Annotated in this window: 15 protein-coding genes; 5 read left to right on the top strand and 10 right to left on the bottom strand. The window is 57.1% G+C overall.

From position 1 onward, the window contains the following. Positions 1 to 721: 721 nt before the first annotated feature. From rpsA to mtnA, 8 genes are all read right to left on the bottom strand, one after another. On the bottom strand, positions 722 to 2,407 hold the full coding sequence (rpsA, locus tag EF096_RS10725; RefSeq protein ID WP_123889631.1) for a 30S ribosomal protein S1: 1,686 nt from the start codon (positions 2,405 to 2,407) through the stop codon (positions 722 to 724). Between the two features lie 154 nt (positions 2,408 to 2,561). Further along, a complete protein-coding gene (gene cmk, locus EF096_RS10730; protein ID WP_123889632.1) occupies positions 2,562 to 3,254 on the bottom strand; it encodes a (d)CMP kinase in 693 nt (230 codons plus the stop codon). Beyond that, the gene (locus tag EF096_RS10735) at positions 3,251 to 5,494 is read right to left on the bottom strand and encodes a bifunctional prephenate dehydrogenase/3-phosphoshikimate 1-carboxyvinyltransferase (RefSeq protein WP_123889633.1); all 2,244 of its coding nucleotides are present in this window, start codon (positions 5,492 to 5,494) and stop codon (positions 3,251 to 3,253) included. Before EF096_RS10735 ends, cmk begins: the two co-directional genes overlap by 4 nt. Further along, entirely contained in the window at positions 5,487 to 6,599 is a 1,113-nt protein-coding gene (gene hisC / locus EF096_RS10740) for a histidinol-phosphate transaminase (RefSeq protein ID WP_123889634.1), read from the bottom strand. Before hisC ends, EF096_RS10735 begins: the two co-directional genes overlap by 8 nt. A 99-nt stretch (positions 6,600 to 6,698) precedes the next feature. After that, positions 6,699 to 7,796, bottom strand: coding sequence for a prephenate dehydratase (pheA, locus tag EF096_RS10745; RefSeq protein ID WP_123889635.1), 1,098 nt, complete (start codon positions 7,794 to 7,796; stop codon positions 6,699 to 6,701). Positions 7,797 to 7,801: 5 nt separating this feature from the next. Then, entirely contained in the window at positions 7,802 to 8,887 is a 1,086-nt protein-coding gene (gene serC / locus EF096_RS10750) for a 3-phosphoserine/phosphohydroxythreonine transaminase (protein WP_123889636.1), read from the bottom strand. 2 nt (positions 8,888 to 8,889) lie between these two features. Then, complete coding sequence (gene gyrA / locus EF096_RS10755; protein ID WP_123889637.1) at positions 8,890 to 11,535, bottom strand: DNA gyrase subunit A; 2,646 nt, start codon at positions 11,533 to 11,535, stop codon at positions 8,890 to 8,892. A 222-nt stretch (positions 11,536 to 11,757) separates the two neighbouring features. After that, positions 11,758 to 12,840, bottom strand: a complete 1,083-nt coding sequence (gene mtnA, locus EF096_RS10760; RefSeq protein ID WP_123889714.1) for an S-methyl-5-thioribose-1-phosphate isomerase — start codon at positions 12,838 to 12,840, stop codon at positions 11,758 to 11,760. A gap of 176 nt (positions 12,841 to 13,016) precedes the next feature. Here mtnA and EF096_RS10765 point away from each other — a divergent pair, with 176 nt between their 5' ends. The 5 genes from EF096_RS10765 (at position 13,017) to EF096_RS10785 (ending at position 17,609) form a co-directional block, all read left to right on the top strand. After that, on the top strand, positions 13,017 to 14,357 hold the full coding sequence (locus tag EF096_RS10765; RefSeq protein WP_123889715.1) for a TRZ/ATZ family hydrolase: 1,341 nt from the start codon (positions 13,017 to 13,019) through the stop codon (positions 14,355 to 14,357). Beyond that, on the top strand, positions 14,347 to 15,054 hold the full coding sequence (gene ubiG / locus EF096_RS10770; RefSeq protein WP_123889638.1) for a bifunctional 2-polyprenyl-6-hydroxyphenol methylase/3-demethylubiquinol 3-O-methyltransferase UbiG: 708 nt from the start codon (positions 14,347 to 14,349) through the stop codon (positions 15,052 to 15,054). Before EF096_RS10765 ends, ubiG begins: the two co-directional genes overlap by 11 nt. After that, entirely contained in the window at positions 15,054 to 15,734 is a 681-nt protein-coding gene (locus EF096_RS10775; RefSeq protein WP_235869716.1) for an HAD-IA family hydrolase, read from the top strand. The genes ubiG and EF096_RS10775 overlap by 1 nt, the downstream gene beginning before the upstream one ends. After that, entirely contained in the window at positions 15,727 to 16,467 is a 741-nt protein-coding gene (locus tag EF096_RS10780) for a YciK family oxidoreductase (protein ID WP_123889640.1), read from the top strand. The genes EF096_RS10775 and EF096_RS10780 overlap by 8 nt, the downstream gene beginning before the upstream one ends. A gap of 185 nt (positions 16,468 to 16,652) precedes the next feature. Next, the gene (locus EF096_RS10785; RefSeq protein ID WP_123889641.1) at positions 16,653 to 17,609 is read left to right on the top strand and encodes a GGDEF domain-containing protein; all 957 of its coding nucleotides are present in this window, start codon (positions 16,653 to 16,655) and stop codon (positions 17,607 to 17,609) included. A gap of 8 nt (positions 17,610 to 17,617) precedes the next feature. Here the strand turns inward: EF096_RS10785 and EF096_RS10790 are convergent, their stop codons facing one another. After that, positions 17,618 to 18,352 (bottom strand): SapC family protein, encoded by a 735-nt coding sequence (locus EF096_RS10790; protein ID WP_123889642.1) that lies wholly within the window; start codon positions 18,350 to 18,352, stop codon positions 17,618 to 17,620. Positions 18,353 to 18,505: 153 nt separating this feature from the next. Continuing rightward, the gene (locus tag EF096_RS10795) at positions 18,506 to 20,113 is read right to left on the bottom strand and encodes a ShlB/FhaC/HecB family hemolysin secretion/activation protein (RefSeq protein ID WP_235869718.1); all 1,608 of its coding nucleotides are present in this window, start codon (positions 20,111 to 20,113) and stop codon (positions 18,506 to 18,508) included. Between the last annotated feature and the right edge of the window lie 45 nt (positions 20,114 to 20,158).

Genomic DNA, 20,158 nt, shown 5'->3' on the forward strand with positions numbered 1-20,158 from the left:
AGGCAAGAGCAGACCTATTTGAATACATCGAGCGGTTCCATAATCCTAGGATGCGACGTAGAGTTGCTGCGCAGGATCAAAAGCTCTTAGCTGTTTTATAACCGTCCGTGGAAACGGGGTAGAACCCAGCTGGAAGCTGGAAGCTGGAAGCAAAACCAGTGCGGCCTGCGGGCTGAGCACACAACTACCGGCGCTGGAGTAACAGCTAAGCGGGTTTGGGTGGGAGTTAGCTTGAAGCCAGAAGCTGGAAGCAAAACCAGTGCGGCCTTCGGGCTGAGCACACAACTACCGGCGCTGGAGTAACAGCTAAGCGGGTTTGGGTGGGAGTTAGCTTGAAGCCAGAAGCTGGAAGCAAAACCAGCGCGGCCTGCGGGCTGAGCACACAACTACCGGCTCTGGAGTAACAGCTAAGCGGGTTTGGGTGGGAGTTAGCTTTAAGCTGGAAGCTGGAAGCTGGAAGCTGGAAGCTGGAAGCTGGAAGCTGGAAGCTGGAAGCAAAATCAGTGCGGCCTGCGGGCTGAGCACACAACTACCGGCGCTGGAGTAACAGCTAAGCGGGTTTGGGTTGGGGGTTAAGCTTCTAGCTTCTAGCTTCCGACTTGGAGCTTGGAGCTTGGAGCTTGCAGCTTGCAGCTTGAGGCTTGAGGCTTGGCGCTTAGAGCGCGGACACAAAAAAGGGCGACCGAAGTCGCCCTTTTTCTATGCAGGAAAAGCGAGAGGCTTAGTTGCCGCCCTTGCCTTCCATCTGCTGCTTGATCAGATCACCAATGGTGGTCGGACCAGCTGCCAGCATTTCCTGCTTACGCAGGTCCTGGATGGCTTCTTTCTCGTCTTCAACATCTTTCGCCTTGATAGACAGGCTGATGACGCGGCTCTTACGATCGATGCTGATGATCTTGGCTTCAACAGCGTCGCCTTCGTTCAGAACGTTGCGTGCATCTTCAACACGGTCACGGCTGATTTCGGAGGCTTTCAGAGTGCCTTCGATATCGTCAGCCAGGGTGATTACAGCGCCCTTGGCATCAACTTCCTTGACGGTACCAGTGATGATGGTGCCTTTCTCGTTCAGGGAAACGAAGTTGGAGAACGGATCGTCTTCCAGCTGCTTGACGCCCAGGGAGATGCGCTCACGCTCTGGATCAACAGACAGGATAACAGTCTCGATCTCGTCGCCTTTCTTGAAGCGGCGTACTGCCTCTTCACCGGCTTCGTTCCAAGAGATGTCGGACAGGTGAACCAGACCGTCGATGCCACCGTCCAGACCGATAAAGATACCGAAGTCAGTGATGGACTTGATGGAACCGGAGATCTTGTCGCCCTTGTTGAACTTGCTGGAGAACTCTTCCCATGGGTTCATCTTGCACTGCTTGATGCCCAGAGAAATACGACGACGATCTTCGTCGATATCCAGAACCATAACTTCTACTTCGTCGCCAACGTTGACAACTTTAGAAGGATGGATGTTCTTGTTGGTCCAATCCATTTCGGATACGTGAACCAGGCCTTCTACACCTTCTTCCAGCTCTGCGAAACAGCCGTAATCGGTCAGGTTGGTGACCTTGGCAGTAACGCGAGTGCCTTCTGGGTAGCGACCAGTGATAGCGACCCATGGATCTTCGCCCAGCTGCTTCAGACCCAGAGAAACGCGATTGCGCTCACGGTCAAACTTCAGCACCTTGACATCGATCTCGTCGCCAACATTGACGATTTCAGACGGATGCTTGATACGCTTCCAAGCCATATCGGTGATGTGCAACAGGCCGTCTACGCCGCCCAGATCGACGAATGCGCCGTAATCTGTGAGGTTCTTGACGATACCCTTGACCACCTGACCTTCCTGCAGCGTTTCCAGCAGCGCTTCGCGCTCTGCGGAGTTTTCGGCTTCGAGGACAGCGCGACGGGAAACGACAACGTTGTTGCGCTTCTGGTCCAGCTTGATGACCTTGAATTCCAGCTCTTTGTTTTCCAGGTGAGTGGTGTCACGAACCGGACGCACATCAACCAAGGAACCAGGCAGGAACGCGCGAATGGTGTTGACGTCGACGGTAAAGCCACCTTTGACCTTGCCGTTGATAACACCCTTGACGATTTCTTCTGCAGCGAAAGCAGCTTCGAGGACTTTCCACGACTCGGCACGCTTGGCCTTCTCGCGGGAGAGCTTGGTTTCACCGAAACCGTCTTCAACGGCATCCAGTGCAACGTGAACCTCATCACCCACTTCGATAGTCAGTTCACCCTGGTCGTTCAGGAACTGCTCGCGTGGGATAACACCCTCTGATTTCAAACCGGCGTGAACGGTGACCCAGTCGGAGTCGATGTCCACAACGATACCGGTGATGATGGAGCCCGGCTCCATATCAAGGGTTTTTAGGCTTTCTTCAAAAAGTTCGGCAAAGCTTTCGCTCATTTGGAATCCTGTAAATTAAGTATAAAGGCAGCTACCGCCCAGCCGCTCAAGAGCGCGCCGTTCAGCGACTTACCCGCCACGCCACCAGCTTGCGTGGGTTGATGGTATCAATGCTCTTTCCGGTTTGGCTGGTTGCCCGGATAGAGCAGCCTGATCAGCCCAAAAGGTCGCGTTTTTGCGCTTCCTGATGAACCATTTCAAGTACTTCTTCAATGCTCATTTGCGTGGAATCAATCTGGATTGCATCATCAGCCGGCCGCAATGGCGCAATGCTGCGATTCATATCCCGATCATCCCGCGCAACAATCTCATCGAGAAGACTCGCCAGATTAGCAGTTTCGCCCTTTTCGAGCAACTGCCGATGACGCCTACCTGCACGTTCTTCGGCACCGGCGGTCAGATAGATCTTCAATTCGGCGTCGGCAAAAACCACGGTGCCCATATCACGGCCATCAGCAACCAGACCTGGCGCCTCGCGAAAGGCGCGCTGACGCTGCAGCAAAGCGGCCCGCACTCCCGGTATAGCCGCAACCTGTGACGCACCAGCCCCCACTATTTCAGTGCGCAGCGCGCGAGTCACTTCTTCACCTTCCAGGATGATGTGCTGCTCGCGGGCATCTTCAACTGCGACAAACTGCACATCCAGATGCCCGGCCAGCATTTCCAGCGACTCTGCATTGGTCAAGGATACGCCATGATTAACGGCGGCAAAGGCCAAGACTCGGTACAGAGCACCCGAGTCCAGCAGATTCCAACCCAGTCGACTGGCGAGCAAGCCGGCGATAGTGCCCTTTCCCGACCCGCCGGGGCCGTCGATGGTGATCACCGGAATAGCTTGTTCAGTCACGCGTTCTCCTCCAGACGGACCCGCATGCCGACGCCTTGCGCCAGACCAACGAAGTCCGGGAATGATGTCGCCACATTGGCGCAGTCCTTAATGTGTATCTCGCCCTCGGCGCGCAATGCCGCCACTGCAAAGGACATGGCGATACGATGATCACCGTGACTTTCGACGCTGCCGCTACCAATGCGACTGCCATCGATCACGATGCCGTCCGGCGTAGGCTCTGCTTTGACGCCTAGTGTAATTAAACCATCAGCCATAACCTGGATACGGTCAGACTCCTTGACTCGCAACTCCTCCGCACCACGCAAAATAGTGCGCCCTTCAGCACAGGCAGCAGCGATAAAGAGTGCCGGAAACTCGTCGATAGCCAAAGGCACCTGATCAACGGGAATTTCGATCCCCTTGAGCGGCGCGTAGCGTACCCGAATATCAGCAACCGGCTCACCGCCAACTTCGCGCTCGTTGGACATCTCGATGTTGCCGCCCATTTCGCGCAGGATATTGATGACTCCGATACGCGTGGGGTTGATACCGACGTGCTCCAGCAGCAGATCAGCGCCTTCACAGATACTCGCCGCAACCATAAAGAAGGCGGCGGACGAAATATCTGCGGGCACATCGATCTTGCAGGCCTGCAGCTTGTGACCAGACTCGATAGTTACCGTTGCCCCATCGACCTTGACCGGGTAACCAAACCCTTTGAGCATACGCTCAGTGTGGTCGCGCGTCGGCGCAGGCTCGGTCACCGAGGTACTGCCGGAGGCATACAAGCCAGCCAGCAGGACGCACGACTTAACCTGAGCACTGGCCATTGGCATGCTGTAGTCCATACCCATCAGGCGACCAGTACCCGATATACGCAGTGGCGGACGCCCCTCGTCAGCGGTCTCGATTTTGGCGCCCATCTCACGTAGCGGCTTGGCCACACGCCCCATGGGACGCTTGGACAGGGACGCATCACCGGTCAGCACGGTATCAAAGGTCTGACCCGCCAGCAGACCTGACAGCAGGCGCATAGAGGTACCGGAGTTACCCAGATACAGCGAACCGGGTGGTGCCTGTAGCCCTTGCAGGCCTACCCCGTTAATAGTCACGCGGCCATGATGCGGACCTTCGATCACCACACCCATGTCGCGGAAGGCCTGCAGGGTAGCCAAACTGTCTTCGCCTTCCAGAAAGCCTTCGACCTCAGTCACGCCTTCAGCCAGCGAACCCAGCATGATGGAGCGGTGAGAAATGGATTTATCGCCGGGCACGCGAATCTGGCCCTGCACCTTGCCGCCGGGACTGGCGACGAAATTAATGGATTTAGTTTGCATAGGTTCCATGTAGGCCCGGCGGGCCAAAATAGTACTGAAATGCTCACGCGCCGACTTGGCTCGGGTAAATACGCCCAACAAGGTATTGGCATCCCGGCTTTCGACCGCATCGCGCAAGCGGCTCAAATCCTGAGTAAAGGCATCCAGGCTGCGCAATACGGCGTCCCGGTTGGCCAAAAAAACATCTCGCCACATCACCGGATCGCTTGCTGCGATACGGGTAAAGTCTCTGAACCCGCCAGCGGCATAGCGGAAGATCTCCAGATTTTCGTTACGCCCGGCCAGGGTATCGACCAGAGAGAACGCGAGCAGGTGCGGCAGATGGCTGGTCGCGGCCAGCACTTCATCATGATCGGCCATGCTCATCTGCTCTACATCCGCCTGCAGCGCCTGCCAGCATTGCTGCACCAGCGCCAATGCCTGCTTACTGGTGTCCTCAAGCGGGGTTAAAATAACCTTGTGATGCTTGAACAGATCAGCTCGCGCCGCCTCGACACCACTTTTCTCTGAGCCAGCTATCGGGTGCCCCGGCACGAAGTTGCTTGGCACCCGCCCGAAGACCTCTTCCACCGCTTTGACCACAGCACCCTTGGTGCTGCCCACGTCGGTAATTACGGCAGTTTGCGATGGCATCGCAGCAAGCTGCTCGAGCACCGCGCGCATACCCAATACGGGCACCGCGAGCATGATCATATCGGCGCCCGCCACAGCCTCTGACAAATCAGCCGTTACCCGGTCAACCACACCCAGCGGCACCGCCTGGCGACGCGCGACCGGATCCAGATCACAGCCCACTACCTCGGTGCATAGGCCGCTCTGGCGCATGCCCTTGGCAAATGAGCCGCCAATCAGACCCAGACCGACCACCGTCAGGCGTCCGATTATGGGAGTTACCGATGACACGTCGGTTACATCAACCACTGATCAGTGCCTGCTTGAGCACGTCGAGGAAACGTTGATTTTCGTCCGGCAAGCCCACAGTGACGCGCAAATGATTAGGCATACCGTAGTTGGCGACCGGACGCACAATGACCCCCTCACGCAGCAGGGCCTGAAAGACCGGCGCAGCTTCTCGTCCCAGATCGATCGCGAGGAAATTCCCTCTGGAGGGAATCCAGCCAAGCCCCAGCGCTGCGCAGCCATCTTCCAGCTGCTGCATGCCCAGGCGATTGATGCGACGGCTTTCGATCAGATAAGCCTCATCCTGCAACGCCGCCAGCGCTGCAGCGAGAGCCAGACTGTTCACGTTGAAGGGCTGGCGCACGCGATTCATGGCATCAGCCACCTGCGGACTGGAAATGCCATAACCGACCCGCAGCGCAGCCAAGCCGTAAGCCTTGGAAAAGGTACGCGAGACCAGCAAGTTGTCGTACTGACTCAGGTAGTCGACGCCATTAGGAACGTCATCCGTCTCAACGTATTCGGTATAAGCCTCGTCCAGCACCACCAGAACGTTCTCCGGGACTTGCGCCAGAAAGGCTTCAAGCTCATTACGTTCGATCCAGGTGCCTGTCGGGTTGTTGGGATTGGCAATAAAAATCAGCTGCGTCGCATCGGTAATAGCCGCCGCCATGGCAGGCAGATCATGCCCCCAGTCACGCGCAGGGACCGCTACCGCTTTGGCGCCGACAGCCTGAGTCACAATGGGATACACCGCAAAGGCGTGGTCACTGAAGATAACTTCATGCTCAGGCCCCACGAAGGCACGGGTCACCAGCTCGAGAATATCGTTGGAGCCATTGCCCAGCGTCAGATTCGAGGTCGCAACGCCCAGCTTGGCGGACAGCGCTTGCTTGAGGGCGAAGCCATTGCCGTCGGGGTAGCGTGTCATCTCTGCCAGGGCTGCTGAAATAGCTGCCTTGACCGCCGGACTGGGACCCAGCGGATTCTCATTACTCGCCAGCTTGACGATATCCTGCGCACGCAGGCCAAACTCACGCGCCAGCTCTTCTACCGGCTTGCCTGGCACATAAGGGGATAGTTTTTGTACGCCCGGGCGCGCCAGAGCGAGAAAGTCACAAGTCATACACAAGCCTCAAGCTACAAGCGACAAGCTACAAGCGACAAGCTGCAAGCCAGGCCGCCGCATCTTGCAGCTTGAGGCTTACAGCTTGTCGCTGACGTTTCAAAGTACCGCTTTTGGGTAGGACCCCAGTACCTTCAGGGCCACCGAGTCATCGTTGATCTTTTCCAGTACGTCACGGATCAACGGATCATGCTGGTGGCCGAAAAAGTCGATGAAGAACACATAGGTCCACTTACCGCTACGCGACGGACGGGTTTCGATCCGACTCAGATCGATGCCGTTCAAGTCGAACGGCTGCAGTAGTTGATGCAGGGCACCCGGCTTGTTGCGCATGGAGATAATGACCGAGGTCTTGTCATCCCCCGTTGGCGGCACTGCCTGACTGCCGATGATCAGGAATCGCGTCGAATTATCCGGGCGATCCTCGATCTTCTCGGCCAACTTGGTCAGACCGTAAAGCTCAGCGGCCATATCACCGGCGATAGCGGCGGAGTTCCATTCGCCTTTGACTCGCTTGGCGGCCTCGGCATTACTCGCCACCGCTACGCGCTCGACGTTTGGATAGTGCGCGTCCAACCATTTGCGGCATTGTGCGAGCGACTGCGAATGCGAGTACACGCGGGAAATCTTGTCTGCACGCGTGTTCTCACCCACCAGCAGGTGGTGGTGAATGCGCAGCTCAACTTCGCCGCAGATGACCATGTCATGCTCAAGAAAGCTGTCCAGCGTGTGATTGATGGCGCCCTCAGTAGAGTTCTCCACCGGCACCACACCAAACTGCACGGCACCCGCGGCCACTTCACGGAAGATCTCGTCAATCGCCGCCATTGGCACACTGATCACCGAGTGACCAAAATGCTTCAGCGCTGCTGCCTGGGTAAAGGTGCCTTCCGGCCCCAGGTAGGCCACCCGCAACGGCTCCTCCAACGCCAGACAAGCAGACATGATTTCGCGAAACAGGCGCGCGACTTCTTCGTTGTCTAACGGCCCCTGATTCAGCTCCATAATATGCTTGAGCACCCAGGCTTCGCGCTCGGGGCGATAAAACACCGGTTTGGCATCCGCCGGCAGGGACTTCTGCTTAACCTGAGCTACTGTATGCGCGCAGGCTGCGCGCTCACTGATCAGGTCGAGAATTTTTTCGTCAATCGTATCGATGCGCTTACGCAGCGCCTTCAACTGGTCTTCATCTGACATGGAAATCAACCGTGCTGCTGTTCGAACTCGGCCATATAGGCCACCAGTGCATCTACTGCGGCTTCAGGCACCGCGTTATAGATGGACGCGCGCATACCACCTACCGACCTGTGGCCCTTTAGATTCAGCAAGCCGCGCTCTTCAGCGCCAGCCAAAAAAGGCTTATCCAGTCGATCATCGGCCAGACGGAAGGGAATATTCATCCACGACCGATCAGCGATATTGATCGGATTGCTGTACATTTCGCTGGCATCGATGGCGGCGTACAGCTTGCGCTGTTTGGCGTCATTAATGCGTTTCATACCCTCGAGACCGCCCTGCTCCTTCAACCAGCTAAATATCAGGCCGGACAGGTACCAGGCAAACGTCGGCGGCGTGTTGTACATGGAGTCGTTCTGCGCCGCTACCGCGTAATCCAGCATGGTGGGACAGCTTGCCCGTGCATTACCGAGTAGGTCTTCACGCACGATCACCACTACCAAGCCGCTGGGCCCAATGTTTTTCTGTGCGCCAGCGTAGATCATGCCGAACTGCGAGACGTCAATCGGGCGCGACAGAATGTTCGAGGACATATCCGCTACCAGCGGTACGTCACCCGTCTGGGGCACCCAGTTGAACTCCAGGCCACCAATAGTCTCGTTGGGGCAGTAATGCACATAGGCTGCGTCTTGCGACAACTGCCAGTCGTTCTGGCCCGGAATAGCGAAGTAGTCATGGGCTTTTGCGCTGCCAGCAACATTGACCGCACCAAACCGCGAGGCTTCGTCGATAGCCTTGCGTGACCAGATACCGGTATCAATGTAGTCGGCAGTGCCGCCCTCATGCATCAGATTCAAGGGAATCTGCGCAAACTGCTGACTGGCGCCACCCTGCAAAAACAACACTTTATAGTTGTCCGGAATCGTCAACAGGTCGCGCAAATCCTGCTCGGCCTTTTGCGCGATACTGACGAACTCGTCGCTGCGGTGACTCATCTCCATCACCGACAAACCCTTGCCCTGCCAGTCCAGCAGCTCAGCCTGAGCCTGCTGCAAGACCGCTTCCGGCAACGCCGCCGGACCCGCACAGAAATTGAACAGACGCTTACTCACGATTACTCCTGATCATCCAAGGGTTGTTGCTCATCGTCTTCACTGGCGGCAACAGGCTCAACCGGCAGAGGGTTACCCTCTTCATCCATCTCGACCATTGCCTCAAGCTCCTCTTCCGAGGGCTCCTGCACACGCTCCAGACCGACCAGCTTCTCGTCTGCTGCCAGACGAATCAGCATCACGCCTTGCGTGTTGCGCGACAGGCAGGAAACTTCGCTGACGCGGGTACGAACCAGCGTGCCCTGATCCGAGATCAACATGATCTCCTCGCCATCAACGACCTGTACTGCGCCGACCAGCGGCCCGTTCCGTTCGTTGGAGACCATGGCGATAACGCCCTGACCACCACGTTTGTATTGCGGGAAATCTTCTACCGCAGTGCGCTTGCCAAAGCCGCGCGACGAGGCCGTAAGAATCTGCGAACCCTCCTCGGCGATCAGCATGGAAACCAGATTCTGGCCTTCGGCCAGACGCATGCCGCGTACACCGCGCGCGGTACGACCCATGGCACGCACGTCGGTCTCTTTAAAACGAGTGACCTTGCCACCGTCGGAGAACAACATGATTTCGCGCTCGCCATTAGTCAGCGCGGCCGAAATCAGCGTATCGCCCTCTTCCAGGTCCAGCGCAATCAAGCCCACGCTGCGTTGACGACTGAACTGCTCCAGCGGCGTCTTCTTGACGGTACCTTTGGCGGTCGCCATGAAGATGAACCAGCCTTCGGTGTACTCATCAACCGGCATCATGGTGGAAATGAACTCACCTTCCTCCAACGGCAGCAGATTGACCAGCGGGCGACCCCGCGCGGTGCGTGATGCCTCCGGGATTTCATAGGTCTTCAGCCAGTAAACCTTGCCGCGGCTGGAGAACAGCAACAGCGTGGTATGGCTGTGCGCAACCAGCAGATGGGAGACGTAATCCTCATCCTTGACACCTGTCGCGGCCTTGCCACGACCACCGCGGCGCTGCGCCTGGTAATCAGCCAGCGGCTGACTCTTGGCGTAGCCACCGTGAGAGATGGTCACTACGCGATCTTCTTCGGTGATCAGGTCGGCGATGGTGAGATCCATACGAGACGCAACGATTTCAGTGCGACGCTCATCACCGTAGTTGTCGCGAATCAGCTCCAGTTCCTCGACGATCACTTCCATCAGGCGTTCCTGGCTGTTGAGAATGCGCAGCAACTCGCCAATCTGCTTGAGGATTTCCTGATATTCAGTCAGTAGCTTTTCATGCTCAAGACCGGTCAGGCGATGCAGGCGCAATTCAAGAATCGCTTGTGCCTGCTCTGGTGACAGGAAGTACTTGCCTTCGCGCAATCCGTACTGCTCATCCAGTCCATCCGGGCGGCAGGATTCAGCACCGGCGCGCTCAACCATCTCGACTACCGCACCTGGCTCCCAGGCTTTAGCGATCAACGCCACCTTGGCCTCAGCTGGCGTAGGCGACTTCTTGATCAGCTCGATAACCGGGTCGATATTGGACAGTGCAACCGCCTGGCCTTCGAGGATGTGGCCACGCTCACGCGCCTTGCGCAACTCGAACACAGTGCGACGGGTAACCACTTCGCGGCGGTGACGCACAAAGGCATCCAGCAGCTCTTTCAGATTGAGGATGCGCGGCTGCCCATCCAGCAGGCCAACGATGTTGATACCGAATACACCCTGCATCTGTGTCTGTTGATACAGATTATTGAGCACCACTTCGGCCACTTCGCCACGACGCAGCTCGATAACCACGCGCATGCCGTCCTTATCAGACTCGTCGCGCAGCTCAGAGATACCTTCAATCTTCTTCTCTTTGACCAGCTCGGCGATCTTTTCGATCAGACGTGCCTTGTTCAACTGGTACGGCAGCTCGTGAATGATGATCTGCTGACGACCACCCACCTTGTCGATGTCTTCAATTTCGCAGCGGGCCCGCACGTATATACGGCCACGGCCGGTGTGGTAGGCCTCTACGATACCGGCACGGCCATTGATAATGCCCGCAGTAGGGAAGTCTGGGCCGGGGATATGCTCCATCAGATCATCGATGGTCATATCAGGGTTGGCGATCAGCGCCAAGCAGCCGTTGATCACTTCAGTCAGGTTGTGTGGCGGAATATTGGTGGCCATACCGACCGCAATACCGCTGGACCCGTTGATCAGCAGGTTGGGAACCTTGGTTGGCAACACCGCTGGAATCTGTTCGGTGCCGTCGTAGTTGGGCACCCAGTCGACCGTTTCCTTATCCAGATCGGCCAGCAGCTCATGGGCCAACTTGGTCATGCGGATTTCGGTGTAACGCATGGCGGCCGCGTTATCGCCATCGACCGACCCGAAGTTACCCTGACCATCGACCAGCAGATAGCGCAACGAGAACGGCTGGGCCATACGAACGATGGTGTCATAGACAGCCGAATCACCGTGCGGATGGTATTTACCGATAACGTCACCGACCACACGGGCCGATTTTTTGTAGGGCTTGTTCCAGTCGTTGTTCAGCTCGCTCATGGCGAACAACACCCGACGGTGCACCGGCTTGAGGCCGTCACGTACGTCCGGCAAGGCCCGCCCGACGATCACGCTCATGGCGTAATCGAGGTAGGACTGTTTCAGTTCGTCTTCAATACTGACTGGAAGGATTTCTTTGGCCAGTTCACCCATGAAACGGCATTCCTTTTATTGTCGGCAACTCATTGATGCCAATAGCATTATTCAAGCGCACAAGGGGGATGACAGCGCTCACCTGCGAAGGCGGCGGCGATTTGGCCGCAACACCGTTCAACCCGCCCGTTCAAAGCCGCACAGGATACCACAGACAGACCATGGGCGGGAGCATAAAGCAGAGGCTAAAAAGGCCCCTGAGCGCGCTCAGGGGCTGCTGGCTCAATGCAAGCGGTGATGACTGAGCAAAGCGGCCAGCTTTTGCTCGTCCGGACGTTCGATTGCGCCCTTCTCGGTGACAATCACATCCAGCAGGTCAGCCGGGGTCACGTCAAATACCGGATTACTGACCGCTATCCCGGTATCAAAATCACGCTCACCGAATTGCAGCAACTCCCGACTTGAGCGCTCCTCCAGCGCCAGGTCGTCGCCCACCTCCAGCGCCAGGTCAATGCAAGAGCTGGACGCTACGACCATAAAGCGCACGCCATGATGCATGGCCAGCACTGCGAGAGCGTAGGTGCCTATTTTGCAAATAGCGTCACCATTGGCAGCAATGCGATCTGCGGCCACCACCACCCAGGCAATGTTTTGGCTCTTCATCAGGTGCGCTGCAGCGCTATCAATATGCAGCTGCGCTGGAATCCCGGCCTGCGCCAGCTCCCAGGCGGTCAATCGCGCGCCTTGCAGCAAGGGCCGGGTTTCACTGACATACACCTGATCAACCAGACCAGCCTCATGCGCCGCACGCACCACACCAAAAGCGGTGCCATAACCACCGGTAGCCAAAGCCCCGTCATTGGAGTGCAGCATGATTTTCTGCGGCTTTTTTTGCCGGCGGCCAATCAGTTGCATGCCCAGCCGTCCCATACTGCGGTTAGCCTCACGATCGCTTTCATGTACAGAAATGGCTGCCTGCAACAGACGCGCCGGCACATCCTGTGGCAACGTCAACTTACGCAGGGTTTCACGCATGATACCCAGCGCCCAGGACAGACTGATCGCGGTTGACTGTGCGCCTTCGAGCATGTCGAAATCCGCCGCCAGCGCTGCTTCCCAATTGTCACTGGTGCGAATACGCTGCGCGGCCATGGCAATGCCATAGGCCGCAGCAATACCCATCGCCGGACCACCGCGCACTACCAGGCTGGCGATAGACTCGGCCACCTCCGCTACATTATTACAGTCGCGATAAGCAATTCGATCAGGCAGCCTGCGCTGATCCAGCAAACGCAGATGGCCATTGCCCAACCACTCGATGGATTCCAGCGATACCTGCTCACTACTCAATGTTTTGGACTGCAGCATAGCGAGCTCCCCTTGTTCCGCTTAAACCGATAAACCCTGTTCTCGCTCGATCCTGCTTTGACAGTGCCAACCCGAGCCAATCCAGCCGCGCAGCCATGATACTCAGCTTAATCCACTGCACGCCCCTACAGCCTAAGGTTATACTCCCGAGCATGAAACAAGACGAACTCGACATGACAACTCTACCCGACGAACTCGACCTGCTGATCCTGCCACGCTGGATAGTACCTGTGGTACCACGTGGTCTGGTGCTGGAGCAGCATGCCATAGCCGTGCACCAGGGGCGCATCATTGCGCTGCTACCAACAGACAAGACCCATGAGCTAAACGTACGCGAGCGGCGTGAGCTACCGGATCACCTGCTGATCCCTGGCCTGGTCAATACGCATGGCCATGCGGCTATGAGCCTGTTCCGCGGCCTTGCCGACGACCTGCCGCTGATGTCCTGGCTGACAGACCATATATGGCCTGCCGAAGGTCGCTGGGTCAATCCCGACTTTGTCCGTCTGGGCACTGAGCTGGCGATTGCTGAAATGTTGCAGGGCGGCACCACCTGCTTTGCCGATATGTATTTCTATCCTGACATTGCCGCAGCCGCCGCGATGGATGCAGGCATCCGCGCACAGTTGGCGTTCCCGGTTATCGACAACCCGATTCCCGGTGCACGCGATAGCGCAGAAGGCATCGCCAAGGGCCTCAAGCTGCATGATGAAACGCGCCACAACGAGCTGATCAGCGTTGCCTTTGGCCCGCATGCGCCTTACACCGTGGGCGACGAGACCCTGACTCGCGTCCGCACCCTGGCTGACGAGCTGGACCTGCCGATTCACATGCATATCCACGAAACCGCCTTTGAAGTGGAAGAGGCCGTGCGCCTCACCGGCATGCGCCCACTGCAACGTCTGCAACAGCTGGGCCTGCTTAGCCCGCGTCTGCAGGCAGTCCACGTCACTCAGGTCAATGACGATGACCTCAGGTTGCTCAGCGAGCATGGTGTGCAGGTCATCCACTGCCCCGAATCCAATATGAAGCTGGCCAGTGGCGCCATGCCGGTAAAACGCCTGCTGGATCAGCAGATCAACGTCGCACTGGGCACCGATGGCGCTGCCAGCAACAATGATCTGGATATGCTGGGCGAAATGCGCAGCGCCGCCTTTCTGGCCAAGCTGATCGCTGGCGACCCGACCGCGCTGGATGCCCACGCCGCGCTGCATATGGCAACGCTGGCCGGCGCCCAAGCGTTGGGGCTGGCGGAAGAAACCGGGTCTTTGGAGATCGGCAAGTTCGCCGACCTGGCAGCGATCGATCTTTCCGGGCTGGCACAGCAGCCAACGTACGAGCCCGTTTCACAACTGCTTTATACCTGCAACGCTGCCCAGGTGTCTGATGTATGGGTAGCCGGCAAACAGAAGCTGCTAGCAGGGAAACTCTGCTCATTGGATATCGGTCCGATACTGCAGCAGGCCAGTGAACTGGCCACACGCATTCGCAAAGGGGATACACATGAGTCTTAACGTTGATCGTGCCGAAATAGCCAAGTTCGAAGCGCTAGCCAGCCGCTGGTGGGATCGCAACAGCGAGTTCAAGCCGTTGCACGAAATCAATCCGCTGCGCAGCAACTGGATTGACGAGCGCGTGCCTTTGGCAGGCAAGGAAGTGCTGGACGTCGGTTGCGGCGGCGGCATTCTGGCCGAGGCCATGGCCCAGCGTGGCGCTACGGTCACCGGCATCGATATGGGCGAAGCGCCCTTGTCGGTCGCGCGCCTGCACCAACTGGAGTCCGGCGTAGAGGTCAATTACGAGCAGAGCACCGCTGAGGAGTTTGCCGAGCAACACGCCGGCCGCTTTGACGTTGTGACCTGCCTGGAGATGCTCGAGCACGTGCCCGACCCCAGCTCAGTGATACGCGCCTGCGCCAAGCTAGTGAAACCCGGCGGACACGTCTTTTTCTCGACCATCAACCGCAACCCCAAGTCGTTTCTGTTCGCTATCGTCGGCGCCGAATACGTACTGCGCATGCTGCCACGTGGCACCCATGAGTTCGCCAAGTTTATCCGCCCTGCCGAGCTGGGTGGCTGGTCGCGTGAAGCCGGGCTGAACCTGCTTGATATGACCGGGCTGACCTTCAATCCCATCACCAAGATTTACAAGCTGGAGGCCAATGTCGACGTCAACTACATGATCCATTGCCAGCGTGGAGCTGACGCCTGATGCTCACCAGCGTTCTGTTCGACCTGGATGGCACCCTGCTCGACACCGTTGATGACTTCATGGCCATTATCGACGCCATGCTGCAGGAACACGGCAAGCCAATGGCTAATCCCGCACTGGTGCGCAGTCAGGTGTCCGACGGCTCGGTTGGCATGCTTTGCGCTGCTTTTGCCATGCGTCCAGATGGCGCTGGCTTTGACGATCTGCGCGAAGACTTCCTGCGTCGCTATACGCAGCAACTGGCAGTCCACACCCGCCCCTTTCCGGGCATCATGGACCTACTCGACTGGCTAGACGCCGAAGGCCTGCCGTGGGGTGTGGTGACCAACAAGATGAGTCGTTTCAGCATCCCACTGATCGAGGCCATGGGGTTGGCAGAGCGCTGTGGCAGCCTGATCTGCCCGGACCAGGTTACGCACGGTAAACCCCACGCTGAGCCGGTGCTCAAAGCCTGCGCAGAGCTGGGTGTAGAACCCGGCGACTGCGTCTTCGTCGGCGACCATTTGCGCGACATTCAGTCTGGCAATGCAGCCGGAACCGCCACTGTCGCCGCGCTTTACGGCTATATTCCTGCCGGCGATGATCCCGCCAGCTGGCAAGCAACCCACAGCATCAACAACGCGACTGAACTCCGCTTCTGGCTGGAGGCGCGGCGCGTAAAGGAGACACTGCATGTTTGATTACACCGCCCCCGCAGACCTGCTGAAGGACCGCGTTATTCTGATTACCGGCGCTGGCGACGGCATCGGTCGTGCGTGTGCACTGAGCTGCGCAGCACATGGCGCGACCGTGGTATTGGTTGGTCGCACGCTGAGCAAGCTAGAAGCTGTGTACGACGAGATCGAGGCCGCAGGCCACCCACAGCCAGCCATCTGCCCGCTGAATCTGGAAACCGCACTGGAAAAGGACTACGAAGATCTCGCCGACCAGTTGTTCGATACCTTTGGCAAGCTTGATGGCCTGGTCCATAACGCCGCCGAGCTAGGCCCGCGTACCTTGATGGATACAGTCAAAGCGGACGCCTGGCTAAAAGTCATGCAAGTCAACGTTAATGCGCCCTTCCTGCTCACCAAGACCATGATGCCGCTGCTGCGCGCCGCGCCCGATGCCTCAGTGGTTTTGCTTTCATCCAGTGTTGGCCGCAAGGGGCGTGCCTATTGGGGCCCTTACGCCGTCAGCAAGTTCGCCGTAGAAGGCCTGATGCAGACTTTGGCAGACGAGCAGGACGGCACCAGCGAGATCAGAGTTAACAGCCTGAACCCCGGCGCTACCCGCACTAAAATGCGCGCCAAGGCCTATCCCAACGAGCCGGCAGAGAATAATCCTGAGCCGAGCGCAATCATGCCCGCCTTCCTTTATTTATTAGGCCCTGATAGTCGCAAGACCAATGGCCAGGCTATCGACGCTCAGTAGCCAAAATTCTGACGAGCCGCCCACCCCAGGCGGCAGCGCTGGCAAAAGGGGCGGCAATTTCTTGCCGCCCCTATACTTAAAACCTTCCATCAGACAACACAACACATTGAAAAATATAGAATATAAATAGTGGCACATTGCTTGCTTGAACTCCTGCATAAGCGTTCACACCAGGACTCGCCATTATGCACACGCAGGGAAATACCATCGACTTCGATACCGCCCGCATAAAACTCGGCAGTAGTTTGAAAACCAACACAGCTCGCCGCGCCGCAGTTCAACAGGGCGCACAGTTTGAGCAAATACAGCAGAAACTGCTGCGAAACCTGCAAACCACACTGGAAGTGGATAGCGTATTGAGCCAGTTCTACCAAGGTCTGCGCGAGCTACTGCAGATTGATGGACTGGAGTATCAGCACAACGCTGACCCCAACGCCTTCTGCGTAGGCCAATCAGGCGTACACCGCTGCAGCTACCGCGTATCCCACCAGGGCAACTATCTGGGCGAACTCCAGTTCAGCCGAAAACAGCGCTTCGACGAAAAAGAGCTGCTGGCCATCGAGACGTTACTAGGCACCCTACTGTTTCCCCTGCGGAACGCGCTTATGTACCGCGAGGCACTCGCCTGCGCTCTGAATGACGCGCTGACCGGGGTGGGCAACCGGCTAGCGCTGAACCAGAACCTGGAGCGCGATATCCGCCAAAGTCATCGCAACCAGCAGCCTCTCGCGCTATTGGTATTGGACATAGACCATTTCAAGCAGGTCAACGACCGCTATGGGCATGCCTACGGCGATGCTGCACTTAAAGCCGTAGTCAATTGCATCAGCGATTCGCTTCGCTCTGTGGACGGCTTATACCGACTGGGCGGCGAGGAGTTTGTGGTGCTGCTCAACACCACCACACTGGAAGCTGGTCGTATGGTGGCTGAACGAATTCGCGAATCCGTGGAGCATATGCAGTTCGAGCTGGACGGCCAGCCAATCCCACTGACCGTCAGCATTGGATTGGCTACCATGCGTACCGACGACACCGTAAAAAGCCTGATCAATCGCGGAGATTTATTAATGTATCAGGCTAAGCACGATGGCCGAAACCAGGTCACTGACGAAGGTCAATGGCGCCAAGGCAAAAGCAACTAAAAGAACGCTCAGTGCGTTCTGTCAGGGCGGTTCGCCAGATAGTGTTCAAACAAAAGGTTGCTGTTGCCCAACGACATCAAATGGGCGTAAATCCAACCGAGGAACCCGGCTTTATTCAACCTGAGAACCTGCTCATCGCCCAATGCGAGGAAGCGCTCCTCATCGACGGCGTGGAAATCCTTGAGTACAAAAGTTTCACCGCTAACGTGGGTGAGTTTTAGTGTACGAGACTCCAACAGTTCCATTTCCTGCAGAACATTTACAAATTCTCTTGTGCGTTGCATCTCTGCAGTAAAGTTCTGCAGAAACTGAATCATCTCATTCAAGTATTCGCTGTTCTCACCGGACTCGCTAAATAACTCGCGGCCTTCCTCTTCGTTCCAGCCCGCGTAAGCTTCGTCAAAGCAAACTGTAAACCCATCATTGTCCGATTGCGCGAGCACAAAGGGATAACGACGAATAAACGCAGGAACATAGGTATTCGCGCGCCACTTGCCAGAATCATCAACGAAGCTGTTTAGCCCCTGCTTGAGCCCCATGAGCGCGATTGGGCTGAGCCCTTCACCTTCGCCAACGAATACGATCGGATAGCTGCGCGCCGCCTGAAAAAATTCCAGCCCCGCCAAAGGTACGATGTGCGTTCCTGCAGCGAACTCGCATCCTTTGTCTGTCTTTAATTTAAGCGCTTTGTGCTGATCACGATTAAGCGCCTTGATTTCCTTGTAAAGTAACAGCGTTGACATCCTTCTTACTCCCTGTTTGATTTCTTGTCCGGTTGTTTCGTTTTACTACTGACCGAGCGTAGAGCCTTTTCTTACTGCATCACAAGCCGCGTTTTACTGTTGCCCGAGCGTCATTGCCTTTCTGGCGTCGTAGCGACGCAATAGAAATAACGCCTAACGGAATACCAGCTGCAACAATACCTGTCCGCTGTCCTGATCGGGCACCACATCCTTGAATGCACCTGCGACCAGCAGGCTTGCAGAGACCCTGTCATTCCACCAGCGGCTATTAACCCCCGCTCCGCCGCTGATCAGGTCAACATCTTCATCGCCCAACTCCATGGCCCTGCCGTAATCCATGAACACGAATGGCTGCCAACGATCATTGGCACTCCAATAACCTTCAACGCTGAAGTTGGCGCCCCAGGGCGAAGTAATGATGCCAGGTTCATAGCCGCGCTGGGCACTGATACCACCAAACTGCTTGTGCAAGGCAGATGGCAACTCCTCCTGACGGGTTGCGTATTGCCAGCCAGCCTTGCCAACCAGCTCGTAACGTTCGCTCAGCTGGCGCGAGGTATACAGATCCCCGGTCAAGATGGTGAAGTTACCGCTATCTCCGGTTAACGCGTTGTCCGGCGACGCCTGACGTATACGCTGCTCGTAGCGCGCATACCATGGAGCTGCGCGATACTCGAACTGGCCCTTCAGGAAAACCTCCTGAATATCCACCTCGCTGAGAGTAACCCCTTCGAGCGTCGTTTCTGAGGTCTGGGAGGTATAACCCAGTCCACCTAACAGCAACCAGCGATCCGACAGCCACCACGGCTGATCAAAGCCGATGCCGTAGTTACTGGAATCACCTTCAATATTCAGGTCAGCCAGCGGCCCTCGCTTGATCTCCATGCTATTGGCTCCGGCCTCGACCCAGGCAAAGCCGTTGCGGCGGTTGACCGGGCGGGAGTAGCGCAGATTCATATACTGACTGCCGCGAGTACCCACCAAAACCGCACTGATATTATCGGCGGCCCCGGTCGGTGAAAACCAGTTGAGCGTACCGCCCAACTGCTCGTACCCAGTACCTTCGCTGCCATAATTATTAGCGAACAACGACCAATCGAAACGCTTTGGTTCGAACCGTTCAACATCAACTCGGGTTGTACCGAAACGCTCCCCCGGCGCCAGTCCAGCCGATATCTGCGGCCCCTGGCTGGTGGCATTGAAGCGACGAATGGCCTCGATCAGCATCGGGCTGTTTAGCGTCTCCCCCTCGGTCAGGTTCAAGCGCTCACGATAAAACGCTTCATCAACACTCTCTCCCTCGCCAGTAAAGTTAACGCCGTCCAGTTTTGCCTCGACCAGCACAACCCTAAGTTGACCGTCGTCGAGTGACTGAGGAGGGATAATTGCCCGCGCCGTCAATTGCCCATCATCGGCGTACAGCTTATTCACCTGACGAATCATCTGATTGAGATCAGCAAAGGTGATCTCACGGCCGACATACTGGCCGGCGATCTCCTTTAGCTGCTCTTGTGTAATGAAGACCGACGTATTAAAGCTGATGCCACTCAATACGAAGGGCGGACTGTCCGCCGGCAGCGCATCGCCCTGCTCCGGTTGCTCACCCTGCAATGCGGGTATATCTACGCGACGCGCCCGTTCCTCAATCGCTTGCTGACGCCGCTGAGCATCGATCTGCTCGCGCTGCAAACTCGGGTTAACCTGCCCAGGACTAACACCACCGGGCAGAACCACCTGAGCTTCGACAACACAGGGCAGCATTGCAGCCACCGCCAGCATCCATACTCGCTTACTAGTCCTTGACTG

It is taken from the genome of Pseudomonas neustonica (assembly GCF_003797945.1).
Lineage (GTDB): Bacteria > Pseudomonadota > Gammaproteobacteria > Pseudomonadales > Pseudomonadaceae > Halopseudomonas > Halopseudomonas neustonica.

What these genes read in the sequence shown, in the direction of transcription:
- EF096_RS10775 (WP_235869716.1), top strand. Translation starts at nt 15,054, where the DNA reads ATGCTCACCAGCGTTCTGTTCGACCTGGATGGCACCCTGCTCGACACC.
- EF096_RS10795 (WP_235869718.1), bottom strand. Translation starts at nt 20,113, where the DNA reads ATGCTGCCCTGTGTTGTCGAAGCTCAGGTGGTTCTGCCCGGTGGTGTT.
- ubiG (WP_123889638.1), top strand. Translation starts at nt 14,347, where the DNA reads ATGAGTCTTAACGTTGATCGTGCCGAAATAGCCAAGTTCGAAGCGCTA.
- EF096_RS10765 (WP_123889715.1), top strand. Translation starts at nt 13,017, where the DNA reads ATGACAACTCTACCCGACGAACTCGACCTGCTGATCCTGCCACGCTGG.
- EF096_RS10785 (WP_123889641.1), top strand. Translation starts at nt 16,653, where the DNA reads ATGCACACGCAGGGAAATACCATCGACTTCGATACCGCCCGCATAAAA.
- EF096_RS10790 (WP_123889642.1), bottom strand. Translation starts at nt 18,352, where the DNA reads ATGTCAACGCTGTTACTTTACAAGGAAATCAAGGCGCTTAATCGTGAT.
- hisC (WP_123889634.1), bottom strand. Translation starts at nt 6,599, where the DNA reads ATGACTTGTGACTTTCTCGCTCTGGCGCGCCCGGGCGTACAAAAACTA.
- pheA (WP_123889635.1), bottom strand. Translation starts at nt 7,796, where the DNA reads ATGTCAGATGAAGACCAGTTGAAGGCGCTGCGTAAGCGCATCGATACG.
- rpsA (WP_123889631.1), bottom strand. Translation starts at nt 2,407, where the DNA reads ATGAGCGAAAGCTTTGCCGAACTTTTTGAAGAAAGCCTAAAAACCCTT.
- EF096_RS10780 (WP_123889640.1), top strand. Translation starts at nt 15,727, where the DNA reads ATGTTTGATTACACCGCCCCCGCAGACCTGCTGAAGGACCGCGTTATT.
- gyrA (WP_123889637.1), bottom strand. Translation starts at nt 11,535, where the DNA reads ATGGGTGAACTGGCCAAAGAAATCCTTCCAGTCAGTATTGAAGACGAA.